Below are 22,114 nucleotides of genomic sequence, written 5' to 3'. Positions count from 1 at the left end.
CAGCGAGCCGCCACACCGCGTTATGTGGCGTCTCGATCCGCCACCTGCGCCAGCAGGATTTCGGCACGCCACGAGTCCCGGCCTCTCATCGTTGCGCACGCAGCAAAGTCTTCGAATCGCCCTGCGTCCACGCTTGCGTCGGCACGCACAAACCCCCTCACTCGTTCGACCAGATCGGCACTGCGGATCATGCCGCCGCGCGTGCGTCGGTTATCATTCAATCGCTCGCCTGTCGTGGCACTGCCACGCACCCCGCGAGCTGCGAGTCAGGCACAACCTGACTGCTGCCGACAGGACGATCATGAGAATTCTTCTCGTTGAAGACGATTTGCAGATTGGCCAAAGTCTGCTGCGTGCACTCAAGGACGCCGACTATAGCGTCGACTGGGTCAGGGACGGCATCGCCGGGCGCGACGCCATGGCCAACGCCGAATACACTGTCGTGCTGCTCGATCTGGGCTTGCCCGGCATGAGCGGCATCGAGCTGCTGAAGTCGTCGCGCGCGGCCGGCAACGCGGTCCCGGTGTTGATCCTGACCGCCCGCGACGATCTCGATTCGCGCGTACAGGGTCTCGATGTCGGCGCCGACGATTACCTGCTCAAGCCTTTCGACGTCCCCGAACTGCTCGCCCGCATCCGTGCAATGATCCGCCGCAAGGCCGGCTACGCGTCGTCGCGTCTCGGCGACGAGTCGCTCAGCCTCGATCTCGACAAACGCACGCTGACCTGCAACGGCACCACCACCGTGCTCTCCGCACGCGAGTTCGCGCTAATGCTCGCGTTTCTCGAACGTCCCGGCACGATCCTGTCGCGCGAACAACTCGAAGACCGCTTGTACGGCTGGGGCAAAGAGGTCGAAAGCAACGCGGTGGATGTGCTGATCCATTCGGTGCGCAAGAAGTTCGGGCTCACCGTGATTCGCAACGTGCGAGGTCTCGGCTGGACCGTCATGCTCGGCGAAGCCGGCAAAGGACCGGCTTCATGACACGCCTGCGCAGTCTCATCGCGGCGACTTCGCTGCTGGCGCTATTCGGCGCCACGCAGGCCGCGCTCGTCGAAGCGAAAACCGTCCACTATGCGAACGAAAAGGCCTGCCCGGTCGTTGCCGATCGCCCGGATCACAAGCCATCGATTCGTGAGCAGATCGCGCATACGGTGAACGGCGACATTGCGTACTACCGCTTCGGCCGTGGCACGCCGATCGTGCTGCAAACCGGCTTTCGCGCGACGATGGCCGAATGGGACGCCGCCTTTCTGACCGATCTCGCCAGGCGGCACGAAGTGATCGTCTTCGACAACCGCGGCATCGGCCGCTCCGAACCGGCGGCATCCAGCTTTTCCGCACGGGACATGACACTCGACGCCGCCGCGCTGATCGACACGCTGCACCTCTCCGACGTCACCTTCGTCGGCTGGTCGATGGGCGGCGCCATTGCCCAGCAACTCGCGTTCGACCCGCCGCTCGCCGTGCGGCGCATCGTCCTCATGAGCGCGCCCGCGCCGGGGTCGCTCGGCGTGCCGGTGACGCCCGACGTCGAAGCCACCCTGTCCGGCAAACCGGGCACCAGCTTCATGGACGTCATGCGGGTCCTGTTTCCGCCCACTGCGGTGGACGCAGCGCAACGGTGCTTCCGTAAGAATATGTTCCAGCCGGCCGGCTACCAGCCGCCCGCCATTTCGGCGACGGTGACCGAAGGCCAGTCCGCACTGCTGCATGACTGGGCCGGCGACGAGGCCGCCGCGGCAGCGCTGAAAAACGTGCGCCTCGCTACCCTGGTCCTCACCGGCGCCGACGATCAGGTCTTGCCGAAGCAGAACTCGGAAGCGCTCGCCGAGCAGATTCCGCATGCGCAACTGCTCGTCGTGCGTTCGGCGGGCCACGCGATGATGTATCAATACCCGCAGGCGCTCGCCGCCGCGATCAACGCGTTCATCGCAAGGTCGCGCCCGCCCAGCAGCGGCAAATAAATCGCGAAGCCTCGCCTAGCGCCGCGCGCGCTTCCGGCACGAACGGCGCGAAGCACTGCCACGCGTGCGGCATTGCATGCCATTGTGCGAACTCCACGGCATTGCCTGCGCGTTGCAGTCTCGCCGCGAGCTCGCGCGCGTCGGTACTCAACGCCTCGGCGTCACTGGTCTGCACGTGAATGGGCGGCAAGCCATGCAACTTCGCGCGCGCGGGCGACGCCAGTGGCTCGAAGCGCCTGACGTTGCGCAGATACATGTCGGCGGCCGCTTCCATCGCGGTGCGGTTCATCGACAACGCGTTATGGCTCGCGCGCCAGATCGTCGTCAGGTCCGCCCAAGGCGAGAACAGCACGGCCCCGGCGGGCAGCGGCTCGCCCGCGTCGCGCAGCGCCACCAGCGCGGCGAGCGCGAGCCCGGCGCCCGCCGAGTCGCCGGCGAACACGATCGAACTCGACGCGATGCGGCGCGCCAGCAGCGCCCGATAGGCGCGCAAGGTGTCCTCAAGCGCGGCGGGAAACGGATGTTCGGGCGCGAGGCTGTAGTCCAGCGCGAACACCGCCGATTGCGTCGAGTGGGCCAGTTCGACGGTCAACGCACGATGCGTCGCGGGGGAGCCGAAGTAGTACGCGCCGCCGTGCAGGTATAGCACCACTGTTTCTTCCGATTCCTGTGAAGCGCCTGGCGGACGAATCCATTCGCCCTTCAGTTCGGCATCGGCGTGACGGCGCACTCGCGGATAAAGGCATGCCGCGGCGAGCCGGCCAGGCAAGGTGTAGCGATGCGCGCGCAATCGCAGCGCCTGCACGTCGGGCGCCGGGCGGCGGCTCGAACTGAAGTGCAGCGCCATCACCAGCGGAATCGCGCGTCGCACCCAGGCGGCCTGCCAGCTTTCGGCACGCGGTCGCGTAAGCGTGTCGAGCGGCACGCCATCGGTCGAGGTGGTTTGGGATTGCTGAACGTTCATGATGATCTGATGGGAAAGAAACGGCCGACGGACGCCGTGGTCAGCGCGGCTCGCGCGATGCGAGCGGGGCTGTTCATCGTGAATTCATCGCGGATTCGACGTGCATGTGCCCCGCTTGTCCAGGTAGTCGACGCGCTCAACGCGTCGCCATTTCGGCGGAGACCTGCATCTCGGCGCGAGCCTGCTGCATCAAGGCAATCGCCCTGCCTGCATGGCCGCCCATGTCGTAGCCGTTGGCGCGCTGTGCGGCGCGCATCCGCTCGATCGCCTGCTGCGCGTTGAAATCCGCGGCTTCGATGTTCGGATGACGGCTCATGTAGTAGCCGTAACCGTAACCATCGTCGGCGACCGCACAGCCGGATACGAGTGAAAGCGCCAGCGCGGTAGCGGCGACAAAAGCCCATTGACGTTGCTTCATGACTGATATTCCTCTTGATCGTTGATTGTTGGTTCGTGGTACTGCCGGTTCAGGCACGCGTCTTAACGGCGCCAGTAGCCATAGCCGTAACCCCACCCGCCGTAATAGCGCGGATACTGCGGATGCCCGTAGTACCCAATTACGACAGGCGCCGTGTACACCGGCGGCGGAGGTGGCGGCGCTGCGTAGTAGACCGGCGGCGGCACGTAAGCCGGCACTACCGGCACTACCGGCACCATCGGAAACGCCGGCGCGCCTACAGCTACGCCCACGCCGACGAACACATGCGCTTCGGCACAACTCACCAGGCCGACACCGAGCGCCGCAGCGACTACCAGATGGCGAATGACTTTCATTTTCTGTTCCCCTTGTCCATCGGTGCGAGTCGGTTGGCTGCATCGAATGACTGCATTGTGGACACGCAGAATGAGGGGGAAATTAGCCGGGTGTCAGTTCGAAATTCGCGCATTGCCAAGGCGTTAATCGCCGGTTTCGAGCGCTCATTTCCGGCTCATTCTTCGCGCCTAAGCTTCATTCCATCGACGGGCAACGCCGGCTCCCACAGCCGGACCGAAACGGCCTGTTGCAACACGGACTGGAGAAAATCATGTTTGCCGAACTTGCCAGGAAACTGAGCGCCTTGCTGATCACCACCGAGGACCACGAACGCGAGTCCTATCTGGCGTCGTCGGTCGATCTGGTCGATCTGGAACACCGCATCAACGTCGTGGAAACGCATGCGGATCCGGCGCGCTGGTATTCGTCCAGCACGCCGCACGAATGGAGGATTTGAAGCGCGTGTTCCCGCCCACGCTGGAATGCGTGGCTCGTGCAAACGTTGCCAATGCGGGTGGATCGACTAGCTCGCGTGCTCCGGCGTAATGCGCCGTTCACGCGGGCTATTTGCGCGCCGTCACCCTGCCGTGAAAACCGTTCGGCACGCGGTGCGGAATTTCCACCGTTGCTCCGGCCGCGCGCCGAAGGCGCCGACGTCGACGGCGCCGACGTCGACCACACTCGCCCGTTCGGCAAGCCAGCGCTGCGTGCGTACCCAGCAGTTCCGGTACGTCACGCCGCCGTTCGCGAACTCGAAGCAATGGACCATCCCATGCCCCGCAAACCAGTGCCGCACCGGATCGGGATGAAGCGGATTCGGGCCGTTGCGGACCAGCACGCCCGCCAGCCTGGAGGGCAACTCGCCGCGCACAGGCAGCGGGCCGCAGTCGACTTCGAAATCGATCGGCGCCGGGTTGGCGCGGTAGCCATTCGTTTTCAAACGTTCATTCACACGCCCGCTCAAATTTTCCCAATGGAAAGATTTTGATTTCAGCGACCCGTCTGGTCAACCCGTCTTCTCACTAGAAACATCTGCCAGATCGAAGCGCTGCCATGCAAGACACGGCCGGGTGCTTGCCTGGCTTGCCGGCAGCGGCGCCCGGCCGACCCGTCAAGAACTCGAATGCACACGCAACCGTGTTCGACCTGATCGCGCGACGCCCCCCATTCTCGGCAATGCGAACCAACAGACGGGCACATCGCATCAGTTTTCTCTAGAGTTAAAGGGTCGACCATCCAACACGCCGGTCGGCTTTGTCGCGCTAACTGTTCAGCGTGAGATTCAATCAAAGGGAAAATCAAATGAGAACTTCTGTTCACCACGAAGTAATGGCCTATTCCGAAGAGCAAACCGGGGTTCGTCAACTTCAAACGGGCGCCCCCTTGGCACTTAAACACACCATCAGCCCGGACGAGATCCGGGACAACCTGCCCGCCGGCCAAGGCGGTGTCGGGTTTTTATTTCACGCTACCGACTGGGAGACACTTTCGTTTTCATTTCACAATGTGAAGCACAGAAACGCGTCTTTCGAAGAAGAGCTTTGGAACACCAAGCCTTTCATTGCCTCACCGATCTATTCGGGCTCCCAGATCATCGGGGCCAATATTGCCTGTCCGGTTCCGCTCGAGCTTTGGCTCGGCAGCCCGCGCGGCATCAAGCGATTCCGCGAGACGCAATTTTTTCCGGCACTGGAGCTCGCAAGACAAGCGGGCCTGAACATGGTGGCAATGGGCGCCTCCACGCCGTACGCCTGCAACTACGGCGCACTGCCGCGCGATACCAAGCCGCCGCATATCACCACGGGTCACGCCGCCACCGCGGCGATGCTTAAAGACTGGGCCATGCACTGCTGCAATGAACTTGACCTCGAGTTCGGCAAGACCAAGCTTGCTCTATTCGGCGCGGCCGGCCGGCTCGGCACGACGGTGGCCAAATACGCGCTCTACAAAGATGCACCGCGCGAGCTTGTTCTGATCGATCTGCCGGACAAGGTGAACCTGCTCACGGAGCAAGCCAAGGAGTTGATGGCGTCGGACCTGCTCGGCAAAACGCGGGTTTCCGTGCACACCTTCAGTCCGAACACCCCCTTGCCGGACTTCGACGGCGCCATTCTGGCGAGCAGCACCAGCGTGCCCTACCTCACCGCAGCCGATCTCAAGCGCGCGCAGTTCTGGATCGACGACTCGCACCCCCGGGCGGCGAGCGTCGAGGCTGAACTCGCGTCACGCGGTCATACGCTATATATTGAGTGCTTCGCCCGTGGCCCGGCCGGACTCAACACCACCTTCCCGTTCCGGCTGCCGACCACGCGGGATTGCTATACCTGTTTCGCCGAAGGCTACTCCGCCTGGCAGGAAGGCATTGCGTCCGACTTCATCATCGGCAGCCCGCCCGTGTGGTCCGTCTCCTACACGCACAGCCTGCTGAAGAAGTACGGCTTTTGCGGTCGGCCCTTTTCATGGGAAAAACGGCTCACCGATCGAACTGGATGCACAACTTCGCGGCAAGCGAGAATTGATGGGCTCGTAAACGTCATTGGAGGCCTGATGGTAATACCGCGCGAGAGCATGCGGGACGTGCTGGAACGAAGCCGGTTTGCAATACGATGGGGCGGCGCACTGGGCCTCCTGTGCCACCCCATTTACTACGTAGTCTGGACCTATGTCCTGCCGCAACCTTACGACAACCTCTCCCTTCGATTGAGTGCGGCGCTCGTCTGCATTCCGTTGATTTTCCAGGCGCATTGGCCGAAGCGGTTCAACCATTACCTGCTGATCTATTGGCATTGCTGCCTGATCTACGTACTGCCATTCGTTTGCACTTTTCTCGCGATCAGAAATTCATTCTCCACCATGTGGATGATGACCGAGGTCATGATGATCTTCATCATGGCGCTGTGCATCGACAATCCGCTTTTGCTGATGGGCTGCATCGGCATCGGCGTATTCTCCGGGGCGCTCGCCGCGGTGATTAGTTCGCCGGTTCCGATTGTCGTGACCGCCGCCGATCAATCGAATCTCGCCTTGCTGCCGGTCGTCGTTCTGTGCAGCATGGCCTTCAGCCATGCGATCAGCAAAGGGCGCATCTTCGTCGAAAAGAACCGTGCGCTGCAGGCTCTTGCCGGTTCGATCGCTCATGAAATGCGCAACCCTCTCAGCCAGTTGCGCTATGTGCTGGATCGCGTGGAAGAAGCCCTGCCCGCGACAATGGGCTCCAACCGGCCGCTGGCACTCACACACGACAGGCACGATAGCCACGACAGGGCCGAGAGCGCCGCGGGGCTTTATCGTCATCTCGCCCAAGGGCAGTTGTCGATCGAGCGTGGCCTGCGCATCATCGCCATGACGCTCGACGAAGTCAGCGCCAAACCCATCCGCCCGGATTACCTCACGTATCTGAGTGCGACGGGTACCACGCGCAAGGCGCTGGAAGAATACGGCTTCGGCGATGAAAAGGAGCGCGACAAGGTCAGGCTCGTGGTGCGCGAAGACTTCACCTTCAAGGTCGACGAAACCGTCTATCTGTTCACCCTGTTCAACCTGATCAAGAACGCGCTGCATCACATCGCCACGCACCCGGCGGCCACGCTCACGCTGACGATCGAGCAGCAGTCGGTCATGGTTCGCGACACCGGTCCCGGCATTGCGCCCGACATGCTGTCGCATCTGTTCGAGCCCTTCCGTACAGCCGGCAATTCGGACGGCACAGGACTCGGACTCGCCTATTGCCAGCGCGCGATGCGCGCCTTCGGCGGCAGCATCAGTTGCCGTTCGGAAGTCGGCAAATTCACGGAATTCACGCTGCAGTTTCCCGTCGTCCCGAAGAGCGAAATCGTGGACCACGAGCGGCAGATTTTCGAACGCGCCACGCCTGTCTTCAAAGACAAGCGCATTCTCATCGTGGACGACGACGCGGGTCAGCGCGCGCGAGCCTGCCGTGCGCTGTCGAAAGTGGGCGCATACCTGAGCGAAGCGGAAAACGGCGCGATCGCATTGAGCGTGCTCCGGGAATCGGCTCCTTACGACCTCGTGCTGATGGACATCAACATGCCGGTTCTGGATGGCTACGCGACCGCCGAGAGAATTCGCGCCGGTCACGATTATCCGAGCTGGAATGTCCTGATCGCCGCCTATACGGCCGAGCCCGGCACGGTGGTGCGCGTGCTCGCCCGCCGAGCCGGCATGGACGAAATCATCAGCAAATCCTGCAGCGTGCTCGAATTGATCACGACGCTCCAGGCGCTTTTCGAAAACGGCAACCGGCACCACTTGAGCCAGAAATCCGACGCGTTCTCCGGCAAATCGATCCTGGTCGCGGACGACGACACCTATAGCCGGCTGGTGGCCAAAGCCTATCTGGAGCGATGCGGCGCGAGCGTCGTCGAGGCCGAGCATGGCCAAGCCGTGCTCGCGCATCTGCAGGCGGACGGCGTGATCGACGCGATCGTCATGGATATGAACATGCCGGGAATGGGCGGCCTGGAAACGACGGCATCGATTCGCGCCCGTGCCGATTCGTACGCCGCCCTGCCGATCATCGCCTTGACCAGCCAGTCCGATATCAAGGCGGTCCAGACCTGTCTGGCAGTAGGCATGAACGAAGTCATGATCAAACCCGTGCAAGCCAGTTCTCTCTATGCGTGCCTTGCGAGACAGTTTGCACGGCAACGTGGCTCGAACGCGCCGACGGAAGCCGGTCTACCGCCGACGCCGCCGGCCATGCCGGCGGGCAAGCTGCCGATAGTGAGCGAAAGCGAACTGCTCGACGAGAAACACCTCGAAGAACTGGCGTCGCTCGATCTGCTCGACGAATCGTTCCTCAAAGGCATCGAGCAGATTCGCCAGCTCGTGGCCCGGCTGGCGGCCAGTGTGGCGGCTGTCGACCTCGAATCGACGCACGGCGCGCTGCACCTGCTGCTGGGCGTCAGCGGCAATATCGGCGCAAGAGCGCTGCATCAGTTCGCGCGGCAAATCTATCCGCGCGTGGTGGAAGGCGAATGGCCGGTGGAAACCGATTGGCTCGCGCGCATCTGCATCTTGAGCGAGCGTTCAACCGATGCGTTGCAGACGTATTTCGCCACGGCCAAGGCACGCCGCGATCATCGGGATTTTCTGAGCGACTAGTGGTGATGCAAGCGGTGACACAAGCGGCCATCCGGGCCATTCGATTTCATCGCGAGGCCACCTGACTGTCGGACGGTTCTTCGTCGTCAGCGGTGTGCATGTGGCTATTGAAACTGGGAAAGCCCATGGTCACGGTGGTCCCCGCACCGACCGTGGATTCGATCCGCAGGCAGCCGCCGAACGATTGCATGATGCGGTTGCAGAAGATCATGCCCATGCCGTGGCCGCCGGCGCCGGCGTAAGTGGTGACCGGATCCTGCAGCAAACGTGCTTTGACCTCTGGCGCGATTCCCGGGCCATTGTCGCGAATGCGGATCTCCGGTTCAGGGAATGCCACCACTTCGAGGCGCAACGAAGGCGCGCTGGTGCCGTCGAGCGCGCGCAGCGCGTTGGACAGCAGCGAAGACAGCACGAGCGCCACGCAATTGGGCATGGCGTGCACGACAAAGTCCCCTTCCACGTCGACCTTCACCCAATCGCGCTGCGACGCGACAAACGGATAGGTGTCGAGCAGCGTGGCGATCAACCGCGTCGCTCTGACCGCGCGCGTGCCGCCGCCCGAGGCGGACTTCTGGCCGCCGCTCTTGTGCACCGTCGCCCAGAAAGACGAGATCAGCGTCAGGCAATACTGGGCGTTGTTCAGCATCGACTTTGCCGCGAGGCCGATCTCCCGTTGACGCTCCGGGTCGTATTGCTCGGCCACGTCGTTCTCGACGGAGCGCGCGAACAGCGAGATCGTCGCCAACGGCGTATTCAGCTCGTGGGCGAGAAAAGCGAGCGTCTCGTCCATTGCCAGCAGCCGCTGTTGACGCGTTTCCCGCTCCGTATAGCGCGCGGTTGCCAGTTGCAGGACCTCGCGCACCATGTCCGTTCGCAGCGGCTTTTCGATAATACGGAACACGTCGCCCGTATTGACCGTTTGCAGCAGCATGTCCTTGTCGGCATAGGCGGTCACGAGAATGCGCACGATTTGCGGATACTCCTGCGCCACCTGGCGCAGCAGATCGTCGCCGTCGCGGCCCGGCATGCGGAAGTCCGTCACCAGTACCGCAATCTCCGAAGCGTGCTTGCCTAGCACCGTCATCGCCTCGTCGGCGCTTTGGGCGACATACACTTTGTAATCGGCACTCATCGCGCGCGCGAAGTGGTTGCGCGACATCTCGTCGTCGTCGACGAAGAGAATGGAAAACGGCGGCTGCATAGGGTCACTCATCGCATTCCCAGCGGATGGCGGCGGGTCGACATTGCACGGAGCCCACGTTGCGGATGATAAAAACGGCTTGCCGGTGACAAGCGCCGAACCGATTTGGAGTTTGGAAGTATAGGGTATCGCGTCAGACAAAAACCGGGGAAACACCGCGCGCCCTTACCCAATATGCATCGCCGCCGGTCAGACCGGCTCGCTGCTTGCGAAGGCACGCCGCTTGCGTGCTGCCGGAACCGGACTTCTCGACTGTCGGCTACCCGTCGGGGCGGCGCAGCATGGACGCCCGACTCCTTCCACCAAGGGGAAGCGGTGTCATGGAATTGACCAACGATGGCGATACCGGCCGGGCCGGGCGCGTGCGCAGGCGGCGGCAGTCCCGCGTGCTGTCGCGATACGCCGGGCGGCCCATCCGGCTGATCTGGCGTTACGTGGCCCGGCGCAAGCTGGCGCACGCTATCGTGCTGGCCAGCGTCGTGGCAGCGGTCGGCTGTGCACTCGCATCGCAATATGGGATCCGCAATCTGATCGACGCGTTGCCGGGCGGCCGCGCCCATCCGCAACAGGTGATTCACGCGTTTGCCGTGCTCGTCGCGCTGATCCTCGCCGACAATCTCTTCTGGCGCATTGCCGGATGGATCTCGGCGCGCACGTTCGTGGCGGTGACGGGCGACATCCGGCGCGAGATGTTCGACTATCTCACCGTGCACGCCCCGACCTTCTTCGCCGACAAGCAACCCGGCGTCCTGTCGAGCCGGATATCGGCGACGGCCAACGCGGTGTACGTGATCGAAAACACGGTGGCGTGGACGGCCTTTCCGCCGTGCCTGACCGTGGTCGGGGCGATCGTCATGGTCGGCGTGGTCAGCATTCCCATGAGCCTCACGCTGGTCGCGATTTCGGTCGGGCTGGCTTTCTGCCTGTTCCTGCTGGCGCGCAAGGGCACCGCCCGGCACGAGGCGTTCGCCGCGCAGGCTGCCTCGGTGGATGGCGAACTCGTGGACGTCATCGGCAATATGGGGCTGGTCCGCGCCTTCTGCACCGTGGTGATGGAACGGGGGCGCTTCGACGCGCTGCTCGCCGCCGAAGGCGACGCCCGCAAGCGCAGCCTGCTTTACCTCGAGAAGCTGCGCCTGTTGCACGCGTTCGCCACCTGCATTCTGTCGGCTTGCGTGCTCGGGTGGACCGTGTGGCTGTGGAGCGTCGGCCGTGCGACCACCGGCGACGTCGTTCTGGTCGGCTCACTCGGTTTCTCGATCCTGCACGGCTCGCGCGATATTGCCGTGGCGTTCGTCGACCTGACCCAGCATGTCGCCCGGCTTGGCGAAGCGTCGCAGACACTGCTGATCCCGCACGCCATGCCCGAGCCGACCAGGGCGGCGGCGCTCGAAGTCCGGCGCGCCACCGTGGACTTCGAAGACGTGACGTTCGCGTATCCGGGGCGCCGCCCGGTGTTGAGCGGTCTGAACCTGCATATCGGCGCGGGCGAGCGCGTCGGTCTCGTCGGCCCCTCGGGGGCGGGAAAATCGACCATCCTCGCGCTCCTGCAGCACTTCTACGAGCCGGGCTCCGGGTACGTGCGGATTTCGGGCCAGGACATTGCGCATGTCACGTTGCAAAGCTTGCAAGGCGCCATCTCGGTCGTGCCGCAGGACGTGTCGCTGTTTCACCGCTCGCTGCTGGACAACATCCGCTACGGCTGCCCCGACGCGAGCGAGGCCGACGTGCGCCGCGCGTGCGAGGACGCCTATTGCCTCGATTTCATCAACGCGATGCCCGAAGGGCTCAACACCGTCGCGGGCGACCGCGGCACCAAACTCTCCGGCGGACAGCGCCAGCGCATCGCGATCGCCCGGGCCATCCTGAAAGACTCGCCCATCCTGCTGCTCGACGAAGCGACGTCGGCGCTCGACACCGCATCGGAGATCGCCATTCAGGCGGCGCTCGAACGGCTCATGAAGCATCGCACCGTCGTGGCGATCGCTCACCGGCTCTCGACCTTGCAGTCCTTCGACCGGATCGTGGTGCTCAACCGCGGCCGGGTCGTTCAGCAAGGCACGCCGGCCGAGCTGGCCGCCGTGCCGGGCATCTATCGCGACACGCTGGCGCGGCAGATCAGACGCACGCCCGCACCGCGCCCCGATCTCATGTGATGCGGGACGCACGCGACGGCGCAAGGGACTCCGTTCACGCGCCGTCGCGGTCGCCACCACCGAACAGCCGGCGCACGAGTTCACGGCCCCGGCTCGTCAGCCGCAGCGTCGACGTGCCGCCCACTATCACGCCCTCCTCGCGCCGGTCGATTTCGATCAGATCGTATCGGCTCAGGGCGAGCACGTCGGGATCGATCGCCTCCGGACGGCGCTCGGTGTCGGCGAGACGCAGCAGTGTCGCGAGTTCATGATGGCTCAGCATCGGTTACCTCGTCGGTTGAGACAGGAAATGCCGTCATGCTAGTTCGCGAGCCCGACATTCGGGCTACGGTTCTGTTGCCTCAAGTTACGCGGTTACATGTCGGCACGGCGCGCGTGCTTCGCTGGTGCCCGACGACGTCCCGCGTCGCCGCTACATTTTTCCGTATGCTCGCGCTCGCGCCTGGACAGACGGCAAGGCGCCACGGCCTCGCCGACCGTAACAAATCGAAACGCCCGTCAAGGTACTGTCGTGAGAATTAGCTCCACAGTCGGATAGACTCTGCAAGTGATTGTCTGGATTCCTGTCGCCGGCGACGGCGATGCCCCATCCTGGGAGTTCGTATGACGCTCTTCAACAGCAATTGGCCGGGCCGTTCCTCGACGGCGGTCGCCGGGTGCCACGGATCCGGCGGGAGACCGTCATGAGCGAAGCGTCGTCAATCCCGGTCAAGCGTCCTCGGCGCGGCCGCATCGTGCTGGCGCTCGTGGTGCTCGCGCTGATCGCGCTGGTGGTGTTTCATCTGTTGCGCTCGAAGGCGCCCAAGCCCGGCGTGGCGCCCCAGGTCGTGACGGTCGCCGCCGCCACCACGGGACCGATGCCGGAGACGCTGAGCGAACTGGGCACCGTGACGCCGATCGCCACCGTGACCGTGCTGCCGCAACTGAGCGGCTACCTGACCGCGGTCGGCTATCGCGAAGGTCAGGACGTCGAGAAAGGGCAATTTCTCGCGCAGATCGACTCGCGCCAGTACGAAATCAGCAAGCGGCAAGCCGAGGCGCAACTCGCCAAGGACAAGGCGGCGCTCGCCCAGGCGCGCGCCGATCTCGTGCGCTTTACGCAACTCAACGAGCGCAAGTCGATCGCCGAACAGACTTACGCCGATCAACAGTTTCTCGTCCAGCAGGACGAAGCGGCGGTCAAGGCCGACGAAGCCAACGTCGCGCAATTCGTTCTCGACCTGCTCTACTGCCATATCACCGCGCCGGTGTCGGGGCGGGTCGGACTGCGCCTCGTCGACCCGGGCAACTACGTGACCGCGTCGAGCCAACCGGGCATTGCGGTGATCACGACGATGAAGCCGACAACCGTCGAATTCACCGTGCCGCAAACCGCGCTCGACAAGGTGCTGCAACGCATCAACGCCGGCGCGCAGCTACCCGTCGCCGTATTCAGCAGCGACAATTCCCGGCAAATCGCCACCGGCACGCTGTACGCGATCAACAACCAGATGGCGACCGCGACCGGCACCGTCACGCTGCGCGCAACCGTCCCCAACGACGACGAGGCGCTCTTCCCCAACGAGTTCGTCAACGTCAAGCTGCTGGTCGATACGCTGCAAAACGCGGTGCTGGTGCCGACGCCCGCCGTGCAGAGCGGCGCGCCCGGCGACTATGTGTATCTCGTCAACGCCGACAACACGGTATCGGTGCGCAAGGTCACGCTCGGACCGGGCGACGGGCAGCATACGGTGATCACGTCGGGGCTCGCCGCGGGCAACGTGGTCGTCACCGACGGCATGGACCGCTTGAGCGACGGCGTCAAGATCAAGGCGTCCGCGACGCGGCCGGCTTCGGGTACAGCGGGCGCTTCGGGCGCTTCGGGCGCTTCGGGCGCTTCGGGCGCTTCGGGCGCTGCGGGCGCTGCGGGCGCCTCGGCTGCGGCGCCGGGGTCCGCGTCCACTGCGCGGCGCACACGTCCGGCGTCCGCGCCCGACACGGCGTCCACGGCCTCATAACACGCCGCCCCGCCGATGAACTTCTCCCGCCTGTTCATCCTGAGACCCGTAGCGACGTCGCTGCTGATGGTCGCGCTCGTGCTCGTCGGCCTGGTCGCGGTGCGCTTCCTGCCGGTCTCGTCGCTGCCCGACGTCGACTATCCAACCATCCAGGTTCAGACCTTCTATCCGGGCGCGAGCCCGAACGTGATGGCGACCACCGTCACCGCGCCGCTCGAGGTCCAGCTCGGCGAGATTCCGGGCTTGCAGCAGATGGTGTCTTACAGTTCGGAAGGCGCGTCGGTCATCACGCTGCAATTCGATCTCTCGCTGAACCTCGACATCGCCGAACAGAACGTGCAGCAGGCGATCAACGCGGCCAACAGCTTCCTGCCAACCGGCCTGCCCGCGCCGCCGACCTATGCGAAGGTCAACCCGGCCGATCAGCCGATCCTCACGCTTGCGGTCACCTCGAAGTCGATGTCGCTGACGCAGTTGCAGGACACGGCCAACAATCGCCTCGCCACGAAGATTTCCGAGGTCCCCGGCGTCGGTCTCGTGACGACGGCAGGCGGCAACGTGCCGGCCGTGCGCGTCGAAGCGGACCCGCAAAAGCTCGCGGCCTACGGTCTGAATCTCGACGATCTGCGCACCCTGCTTGCGAACGTCAACGTCAGCCAGCCGAAAGGTAACTTCGACGGGCCAGAGCTCGACTACACGATCAACGCGAACGACCAGATCGTCGACCCGCAGGACTATCTGGCCACCGTGATCGCGTATCAGAACGGCGCGCCCGTGTATCTGCGCGATGTCGCGCGCGTGAGCCAGGCCGCGCAGGACGTGGGACGCGGCGCGTGGTACGGCCGCACGCCGGCCATCGTGCTGAACGTGCAGCGTCAGCCGGGCGCGAACGTGATCGCCACCGTCAACCAGATCATGAAGCAGCTGCCGGCGCTCGAATCGACGCTGCCCGCCGGCCTGCAGGTCACGGTGGTGGCGAACACCACCGGCGTGATCCGCTCATCGGTCTCGGACGCCGCGTTCGAACTCGTGCTCGCCGTCGTGCTGGTCGTGCTGGTGATTTTCGTGTTCCTGCGCAACGTGCCCGCCACCATCATTCCGAGCATCTCCGTGCCGGTCTCGCTGATCGGCACGCTCGCCGTGATGTACCAGCTCAACTATTCGATCGACAACCTCTCGCTGATGGCGCTGATCATCGCGACGGGTTTCGTCGTCGACGACTCGATCGTGATGATCGAGAACATCGTGCGCTATCTGGAGGAAGGCAAGACGCCGCTCGAAGCCGCACTCGAAGGCGCCGGGCAGATCGGCTTCACGATCCTCTCGCTGACGGTCTCGCTGATCGCCGTGCTGATTCCGCTGCTGTTCATGGGCGGCGTGATCGGCCGGCTCTTCAGCGAATTCGCGATCACGCTCGCGGTGACGATCGTGATTTCGGCGGTGGTCTCGCTGACCGTCGTGCCGATGATGTGCGCGCGTCTGTTGCGCGCGCAGGCGCAACGCCATCCGAGCCGCTTCGAGCGGTTCAGCGAGGGCCTGTTCGACAAGACGCTCGCCGCGTATGAACGCGGCCTGCGCTGGGTGCTCGATCACCAGACGCTGACGCTGGTGGTCGCGCTCATTACCGTCGCGCTCACGGCGATCCTGTACATCGTGATTCCGAAAGGACTATTCCCGGTGCAGGACGTCGGCGTGATTCAGGGCATCAGCGTGGCCGACAACTCGGTTTCGTACACTGCCATGGTCCGGCGTCAAAGCGCGCTGGCCGACGCGATTCTGAAGGATCCCGACGTGGTGTCGCTGACCTCGTACGTCGGCATCGACGGCACCAATCCGACGCTGAACAACGGCCGGTTCCTGATCAATCTGCGCCCGCGCGACGACCGCTCGCTCACGGCCGAAGAAATCGGCCGCCGCATCCAGCAGGAAGTCGCCGACGTGCCCGGCATCCGCCTTTATCTGCAACCCGAGCAGGATCTGACGCTCGACACGTCGATCTCGCGCAACCAGTACAACTTCGTGCTGCGCGGGCCGAACCAGCAGGCCTTCGATCAATACGTGCCCGCATTGATTGCGCGCATGAAGCAGATTCCCGCGATCACGGACGTCACGAGCGATCTGAACACCAACGGCCTGAGCGTGAACGTCGAAGTGAACCGGCAGCTTGCCGCGCGCTACGGCATCACGGCAGCCACGATCGACAACGCGCTGTACGACGCGCTCGGCCAGCGCATCGTCTCGACCATCTTCCAGCAGTCCGACCAATATCGCGTGATTCTCGTGGCGAAGCCGGAGACGATACCCACCGTGCAGTCGATCGGCAATCTGTACTTGCCGAGCCAGACCAGCAGCACCGGCCAGGTGCCACTGTCGGGCATCGCGAAGATCAGCATCACGCAATCGCCGCTGTTGATCAGCCACCTCGCGCAGTTCCCGGCGGTCACGATCTCGTTCAACCTCGCGCAGGACGCGTCGCTGAGCGCCGCCGTCGCGCAGATCCGCGACGCCGAGCACGCGGTGGACCTGCCGCCGTCGATCACGACATCGTTCCAGGGCGCGGCCCAGGCGTTCGAAGATTCGCTTTCCAGCGAGGTGTATCTGCTGATCGCCGCGCTGGTCGCGGTGTATATCGTGCTCGGCGTGCTGTACGAAAGCTACATCCACCCGGTGACGATTCTCTCGACGCTGCCGTCGGCCGGCATCGGCGCGCTGCTGGCGTTGATGATCGCGGGCAGCGATCTCGACGTGATCGGCATCATCGGCATCGTGCTCCTGATCGGCATCGTCAAGAAGAACGCGATCATGATGGTCGACTTCGCGCTCGAGGCGGAGCGCGTGCATGGCAAGCCTGCGCGTGAAGCGATCTTCGAAGCGTCGCTGCTGCGCTTCCGGCCGATCCTGATGACCACGCTCGCCGCCATGCTCGGCGCGCTGCCGATGCTGCTCGGCACCGGCACCGGTTCGGAACTGCGCCGGCCGCTCGGTCTCGCGATCATCGGCGGACTCACGCTCAGCCAGGTGCTGACGCTCTTCACCACGCCGGTAATCTATCTGTTCTTCGACCGCGCCGCGCAGCGCGTGAAGAACCGGCGCCGCGCCGCGAATGACGGCACCGCCGCGCCGCCGGAGAACGCACCGTGAACATCTCGGCGCTCTTCATCCGGCGCCCGGTCGCGACCGCGCTGCTGGCGGTCGCGATCCTGATCTCGGGCGCGCTCGCGTATTTCCGCCTGCCGGTTGCGCCATTGCCGAACATCGCCTTTCCGGTGATCGCGTTGCAGGCGAACATGGCGGGCGCGAGTCCGGAAATCATGGCCGCCACGGTCGCCGAGCCGCTGGAGCGGCGCCTCGCCACCATCGCCGATGTGAGCCAGCTGACCTCGATCAGTTACGTGGGCTCGTCGCTGATCATCGTCGTGTTTGGCCTGAACCGCGATATCAACGGCGCGGCGCGCGACGTGCAGGCCGCCATCCAGGCCGCGCGCGCCGATCTGCCGACCACGCTGCGCAGCAATCCGACGTATCGCCAGTACAACCCGGCCGGCGCGCCGATCATGGTGCTCGCGCTGACCTCCGACACGCTGACAAAGGCGCAGCTCTACGACTCCGCCGATTCGGTGATCCAGCAGCAGTTGTCGCAGATCGACGGCGTCGGGCAGATCACGCTCGGCGGCGGCGCCTTGCCCTCGGTGCGCGTCGAGTTGGAGCCGGGCAAGCTGAACAGTTACGGCATCGGCCTCGAAGACGTGCGCGCGGCGATCGGCGCGGCGAACGCGAACAGCGCGAAAGGGCATATCGACCAGGGCGAGCAGCGCTACGTGGTGACGTCGAACGATCAGATCAGCAAGGCCGCGCCGTATCGCGACGTGGTGATCGCCTATCGCGACGGCGCGCCCGTGTTGCTGCGCGACGTCGCCCAGGTGCGCGACTCGAACGAGAATATCCGCAATGCCGGGCTCTACAACGGCAAGTCGGCAGTGCTCGTGATCGTCTATCCGACGCCGGGCAGCAATGTGGTGCAGACGGTCGGGCAGATCCGCGCGCGCCTGCCGATCATTGAAGCCGCGTTGCCGAGCACGATTCACGTGAATGTCGCTATCGACCGCTCGGAATCGGTGCGCTCCTCGGTGGCCGATACCGAGCGCACGCTGTTCATCGCGGTGCTGCTGGTGGTGGGTGTGGTCTTCGTGTTCCTGCTGTCGCCGCGCGCCACGCTGATTCCGGCGGTCGCGCTGCCGCTTTCCATTGTCGGCACCTTCGGTCCGATGTATCTGCTCGGCTACAGCATCGACAACCTCTCGCTGATGGCGTTGACGATCGGCACCGGCTTCGTGGTCGACGATGCCGTGGTGGTGCTGGAGAACATCGTGCGTCATCTCGAAGCCGGTCTCGATCCGAAGGAAGCCGCGCTACGCGGCAGCGCCGAGGTCGGCTTCACTGTCATCTCGATGAGCCTCTCGCTGATCGCCGTGTTCCTGCCGATCCTGCTGATGCCCGGCATTGTCGGGCTGCTGTTTCATGAGTTCGCCGTCACGCTCTCGATCGCGATCCTGCTGTCGCTGCTCATCTCGCTGACCATCACGCCGGTCATGTGCGCCTACCTGCTCAGCCGCGAGCGCGCAATGCATTCGCCGTCGCGCTGGGCCCGCTGGGTCGAGGCGCAGTTCGAGCGCTTCAAACAGGCATATTCCCGCTCGCTCTCGGCGGCGCTCGACCACGCGCTCGTGGTCGTCCTGCTGCTAATCGGCCTGCTCGTGCTCAACGTGTTCCTGGCCCGCTTCCTGTCCGCGACGTTCTTCCCGGAACAGGACACCGGCATTCTGATCGGGCAGATCATCGCCGACCAGAGCGTCTCGTTCAACGCGATGGAAAAAAAGCTCGCGCAATTGCAGGCGATCGTGAAGCAGGACCCGGCGGTGGCGTCGGTCGCGGGCTTCACCGGCGGACGCGCGTTGAACACCGCTAACGTGTTCATCGAACTCAAACCGCTCGCGCAACGCCATCTGTCGGCGACGGAGGTGGTCAACCGCTTGCGGCCGAAGCTCAACGCCGTCTCGGGCGCGCGACTCTTCCTGCAGGCGCAGCAGGATCTACAGATCGGCGGACGCCAGGCCGCTGCCGAATACCAGTACACGCTCACCAGCGACGATGCCAACGCGCTCTTCACGTGGGTGCCGAAACTCGTGACTGAGCTCGGTAAATACCGTAGCAAGATGGAGGACGTGAACTCGGACCTGCAACAAAACGGCTTGCAGACCTACGTGAACTTCAGCCGCGCGACCGCCACGCGTTACGGATTCCAGCCGAACCAGATCGACAACGTGCTGTACGACGCTTTCGGCCAGCGCACCGTGTCGACCATTTACAACCCGCTGAATCAGTACTTCGTCGTGATGGAAGTCGCGCCGGCCTATTGGCAGTATCCGCAAGCGCTCAATCAGATCTACCTGAGCACGGCCGCCGGCAACGCGAACGGCACACAGCAGACGCAGATGTCGCGTGCCACCGTCAGCGCCGTGCAACAGGCGGCGGCGGTCAGCAGCGCGTCGAGCACCAGTGCAAATACGAACTCGCTGAACGCCGACGCCGAAGCGAACCAGCAGACCAACAGCATCTCGAACAGCAAGGGCGGCAATTCCAGCGGCAGCGCGGACAGCACCGCCGCCGAAACCATGGTCCCGCTCTCCGCGATGATGACCTTCTCGAACAGCCACACCGCGACCCAGGTGAACCACCAGAGCGGCCTCGTGGCCGGCACCATCTCGTTCAATCTGCCGGCGGGCGGATCGCTCAGCGAGGCCGGCCAGCTCATCACGCAGGCCGAGCGCGACATCGGCATGCCCGCGTCGGTGCACGGCGCGTTCGCGGGCGCCGCGCAAGCGTATGCGCAGTCGATGGGCGCCGTGCCCTTGCTGATTCTCGCCGCGCTGGTGGTGGTCTATCTCGTGCTCGGCGTGCTGTATGAGAACACGGTGCACCCGCTCACGATTCTGTCGACGCTGCCGTCGGCGGGCATCGGCGCGACACTCGCCTTGCTGATCTTCGGCACGCCCTTTTCGGTGATCGCGATGATCGGCATCATTCTGCTGATCGGCATCGTCAAGAAAAACGGCATCATGATGGTCGATGTCGCGATCCAGTTGCAGCGCCACGACGGCATGAACGCGCGCGATGCGATTCACGAGGCCGCGGTGGTGCGGCTGCGCCCGATCATGATGACGACCGCGGCCGCCGTGCTGGGCGCGGTGCCGCTCGCGATCGGCATCGGCCAGGGCGCGTCGCTGCGCCAGCCGCTCGGCGTGACGGTCATGGGCGGGCTGCTCGTGAGCCAGGTTTTCACGTTGTACACGACGCCGGTGATTTATCTGTACCTCGACCGGCTGCGCGCGCGACTCGCGAAATGGTCAGCGCGCCTGCCGTGGAATCGCCGCGGCGAAGCACCCGATACGAGCGCATGATGAAGACGATCTCCCCCACCCGACTGGCCGGCGCGATGCTGGCCTTATCGACTGTGTTGACAGGCGGCTGCATGGTCGGCCCCGACTATCATCGCCCGCCCGTCGCCACGCCCGCCACATGGAAAGAACTGCCCGGCTGGACCGAAGCGCAGCCCGCCGCCGAGCGTCCGAAGGGCGACTGGTGGACGGGCTTCAACGACCCGCTCATCAACGAGTTCGAGCCGCTCGTGTCGGTATCGAATCAGACCGTGCGCCAGGACTATGCGAACTACCAGGAGGCGCTCGCCGAAGTGCGCCTTGCGCGCAGCGCGCTGTTCCCGACCATCGGCGTGACCGGATCGGTGACCCGCGCACGTTCGTCGACCGGCAACTTCAACAGCAGCACACTGGCCGGCGCGGGCGCGAGCAGCTTCCAGCGCATCAACAACGCCGGCTCGCTCGAAGCCAACGCCAGCTGGGCGCCCGACCTGTGGGGCCTCGTGCGGCGCAACATCGAGGAAAGCGCCGCCACTGCGCAGGCCAGTCAGGCGACGCTCGCGAACGCCACGCTCTCCGAACAGATCGCGCTGGCGAACGCGGTCATCGACCTACGCGTGACGGATGCGAATATCGACTTGCTCACTCACACCGTCGATGCGTTCGAGCAATCGTTGCGCGTCGTAGCCGAGCAGGACAAGGCCGGCACCGTGCCGCCTTCCGATCTGGTGACCGCGCAGACCCAACTGGAGTCGGCGCAATCGAGTCTGATTGCGCTGGGCGTCGCGCGGGCTCAAAACGTTCATGCGATCGCCGTGCTGGTCGGCAAGAATCCGGAAGAGCTGGACATCCCCCCGAACACCACGCTGCCGACGCTGCCGTCCATTCCCGTCAGCGTGCCGTCCACGCTGCTGGAGCGCCGGCCCGACATTGCCGCCGCCGAGCGTCAGATGGCGGCGCAGAATGCCGCGATCGGCGTGGCCGTCGCCGCGTATTACCCGACGATTTCGCTATCCGCGCTGGACGGCTTCACGCAGTCGCCGTTGGCCGGCCTGCTGCACATCAGCAACTATGTGTGGTCGTTGGGCGGCCAGGCGAGCGAAACGCTTTTCGACGGCGGCCAGCGCAGCGCGCAGGTCGACGCGGCAAGAGCGTCTTACGAAGCGGCCGTGGCCAACTATCGCGGCACCGTCCTGACGGCGTTCCAGGGTGTGGAGAACGACCTCGCCGGCTTGCGCATCCTCGCGCAGCAAGCCGAGGTGCTGGAGCGTGCCGTACGCGATGCGACGCGCGGCACCGAGATCGCGCGCAATGAATACCAGGCGGGGACGGTGGACTTCACGACGGTCGCAACGGCGCAGGCAACGCAGTTGAATCTTCAGCAGACCGCGTTGAACGTGCAGCAAACACGGTTGCTCGATGCGGCGTCGTTGTTCGGCGACCTGGGAGGCGGCTGGTCCACTAGCGAATTGACTGATCCACGCAAACCGGTGCAACAGAACGCGTCGCCCTGAGC

At 64.4% G+C, this 22,114-nt stretch carries 15 protein-coding genes and 1 pseudogene; 10 read left to right on the top strand and 6 right to left on the bottom strand.

The annotated features are described in order from the left end of the window. Positions 1-301 precede the first annotated feature (301 nt). Both B0G74_RS40070 and B0G74_RS40065 read left to right on the top strand, forming a co-directional pair. Complete coding sequence (locus tag B0G74_RS40070) at positions 302-985, top strand: response regulator transcription factor (protein WP_132382659.1); 684 nt, start codon at positions 302-304, stop codon at positions 983-985. Further along, positions 982-1,968 carry an alpha/beta hydrolase gene (locus B0G74_RS40065; protein ID WP_132382657.1) on the top strand — a complete coding sequence of 329 codons (987 nt, stop codon included), beginning with the start codon at positions 982-984 and terminating at the stop codon, positions 1,966-1,968. Before B0G74_RS40070 ends, B0G74_RS40065 begins: the two co-directional genes overlap by 4 nt. Here B0G74_RS40065 and B0G74_RS40060 read toward each other — a convergent pair. The 3 genes from B0G74_RS40060 to B0G74_RS40050 form a co-directional block, all read right to left on the bottom strand. Then, positions 1,931-2,932 (bottom strand): alpha/beta hydrolase, encoded by a 1,002-nt coding sequence (locus B0G74_RS40060; RefSeq protein ID WP_132382655.1) that lies wholly within the window; start codon positions 2,930-2,932, stop codon positions 1,931-1,933. The genes B0G74_RS40065 and B0G74_RS40060 overlap by 38 nt on opposite strands. A 136-nt stretch (positions 2,933-3,068) precedes the next feature. Beyond that, positions 3,069-3,350: a hypothetical protein gene (locus tag B0G74_RS40055; RefSeq protein ID WP_132382653.1), complete on the bottom strand. Its 282-nt coding sequence runs from the start codon at positions 3,348-3,350 to the stop codon at positions 3,069-3,071. A 62-nt stretch (positions 3,351-3,412) separates the two neighbouring features. Next, on the bottom strand, positions 3,413-3,706 hold the full coding sequence (locus tag B0G74_RS40050; RefSeq protein WP_132382651.1) for a hypothetical protein: 294 nt from the start codon (positions 3,704-3,706) through the stop codon (positions 3,413-3,415). 251 nt (positions 3,707-3,957) lie between these two features. Here B0G74_RS40050 and B0G74_RS40045 point away from each other — a divergent pair, with 251 nt between their 5' ends. Beyond that, positions 3,958-4,143, top strand: coding sequence for a DUF3563 family protein (locus B0G74_RS40045; protein ID WP_132382649.1), 186 nt, complete (start codon positions 3,958-3,960; stop codon positions 4,141-4,143). Between the two features lie 120 nt (positions 4,144-4,263). Here the strand turns inward: B0G74_RS40045 and B0G74_RS40040 are convergent, their stop codons facing one another. After that, positions 4,264-4,638: a carotenoid oxygenase family protein gene (locus B0G74_RS40040; RefSeq protein WP_132382647.1), complete on the bottom strand. Its 375-nt coding sequence runs from the start codon at positions 4,636-4,638 to the stop codon at positions 4,264-4,266. 350 nt (positions 4,639-4,988) lie between these two features. Between B0G74_RS40040 and B0G74_RS40035 the strand changes: the two are divergent. Together B0G74_RS40035 and B0G74_RS40030 are read left to right on the top strand one after the other, a co-directional pair. Continuing rightward, positions 4,989-6,216: pseudogene (locus B0G74_RS40035) on the top strand (hypothetical protein). A gap of 17 nt (positions 6,217-6,233) precedes the next feature. Further along, on the top strand, positions 6,234-8,810 hold the full coding sequence (locus B0G74_RS40030; RefSeq protein WP_132382645.1) for a response regulator: 2,577 nt from the start codon (positions 6,234-6,236) through the stop codon (positions 8,808-8,810). A gap of 46 nt (positions 8,811-8,856) precedes the next feature. On the opposite strand, the gene B0G74_RS40025 is transcribed toward B0G74_RS40030, so the two are convergent. Then, positions 8,857-10,023 (bottom strand): hybrid sensor histidine kinase/response regulator, encoded by a 1,167-nt coding sequence (locus B0G74_RS40025; protein ID WP_132382643.1) that lies wholly within the window; start codon positions 10,021-10,023, stop codon positions 8,857-8,859. Between the two features lie 308 nt (positions 10,024-10,331). On the opposite strand from B0G74_RS40025, the gene B0G74_RS40020 reads away from it, so the two are divergent. Continuing rightward, a complete protein-coding gene (locus B0G74_RS40020; RefSeq protein ID WP_132382641.1) occupies positions 10,332-12,167 on the top strand; it encodes an ABC transporter ATP-binding protein in 1,836 nt (611 codons plus the stop codon). Positions 12,168-12,201: 34 nt separating this feature from the next. On the opposite strand, the gene B0G74_RS40015 is transcribed toward B0G74_RS40020, so the two are convergent. Next, a complete protein-coding gene (locus B0G74_RS40015) occupies positions 12,202-12,429 on the bottom strand; it encodes a hypothetical protein (RefSeq protein WP_132382639.1) in 228 nt (75 codons plus the stop codon). 421 nt (positions 12,430-12,850) lie between these two features. On the opposite strand from B0G74_RS40015, the gene B0G74_RS40010 reads away from it, so the two are divergent. The 4 genes from B0G74_RS40010 to B0G74_RS39995 are packed head-to-tail and all read left to right on the top strand — an operon-like array spanning position 12,851 to position 22,112. Continuing rightward, the gene (locus B0G74_RS40010; protein WP_132382637.1) at positions 12,851-14,164 is read left to right on the top strand and encodes an efflux RND transporter periplasmic adaptor subunit; all 1,314 of its coding nucleotides are present in this window, start codon (positions 12,851-12,853) and stop codon (positions 14,162-14,164) included. A 15-nt stretch (positions 14,165-14,179) separates the two neighbouring features. Beyond that, positions 14,180-17,305, top strand: a complete 3,126-nt coding sequence (locus tag B0G74_RS40005) for an efflux RND transporter permease subunit (protein ID WP_132382635.1) — start codon at positions 14,180-14,182, stop codon at positions 17,303-17,305. Next, complete coding sequence (locus tag B0G74_RS40000) at positions 17,302-20,622, top strand: efflux RND transporter permease subunit (RefSeq protein WP_132382633.1); 3,321 nt, start codon at positions 17,302-17,304, stop codon at positions 20,620-20,622. Before B0G74_RS40005 ends, B0G74_RS40000 begins: the two co-directional genes overlap by 4 nt. Beyond that, entirely contained in the window at positions 20,619-22,112 is a 1,494-nt protein-coding gene (locus B0G74_RS39995) for an efflux transporter outer membrane subunit (RefSeq protein ID WP_132382631.1), read from the top strand. Before B0G74_RS40000 ends, B0G74_RS39995 begins: the two co-directional genes overlap by 4 nt. Positions 22,113-22,114: the final 2 nt, after the last annotated feature.

The organism is Paraburkholderia sp. BL9I2N2 (assembly GCF_004339745.1).
Taxonomy (GTDB): domain Bacteria; phylum Pseudomonadota; class Gammaproteobacteria; order Burkholderiales; family Burkholderiaceae; genus Paraburkholderia.
Note: the sequence above shows the minus strand (reverse complement) of the source record. Positions and strands in the feature narration are given on the sequence as shown.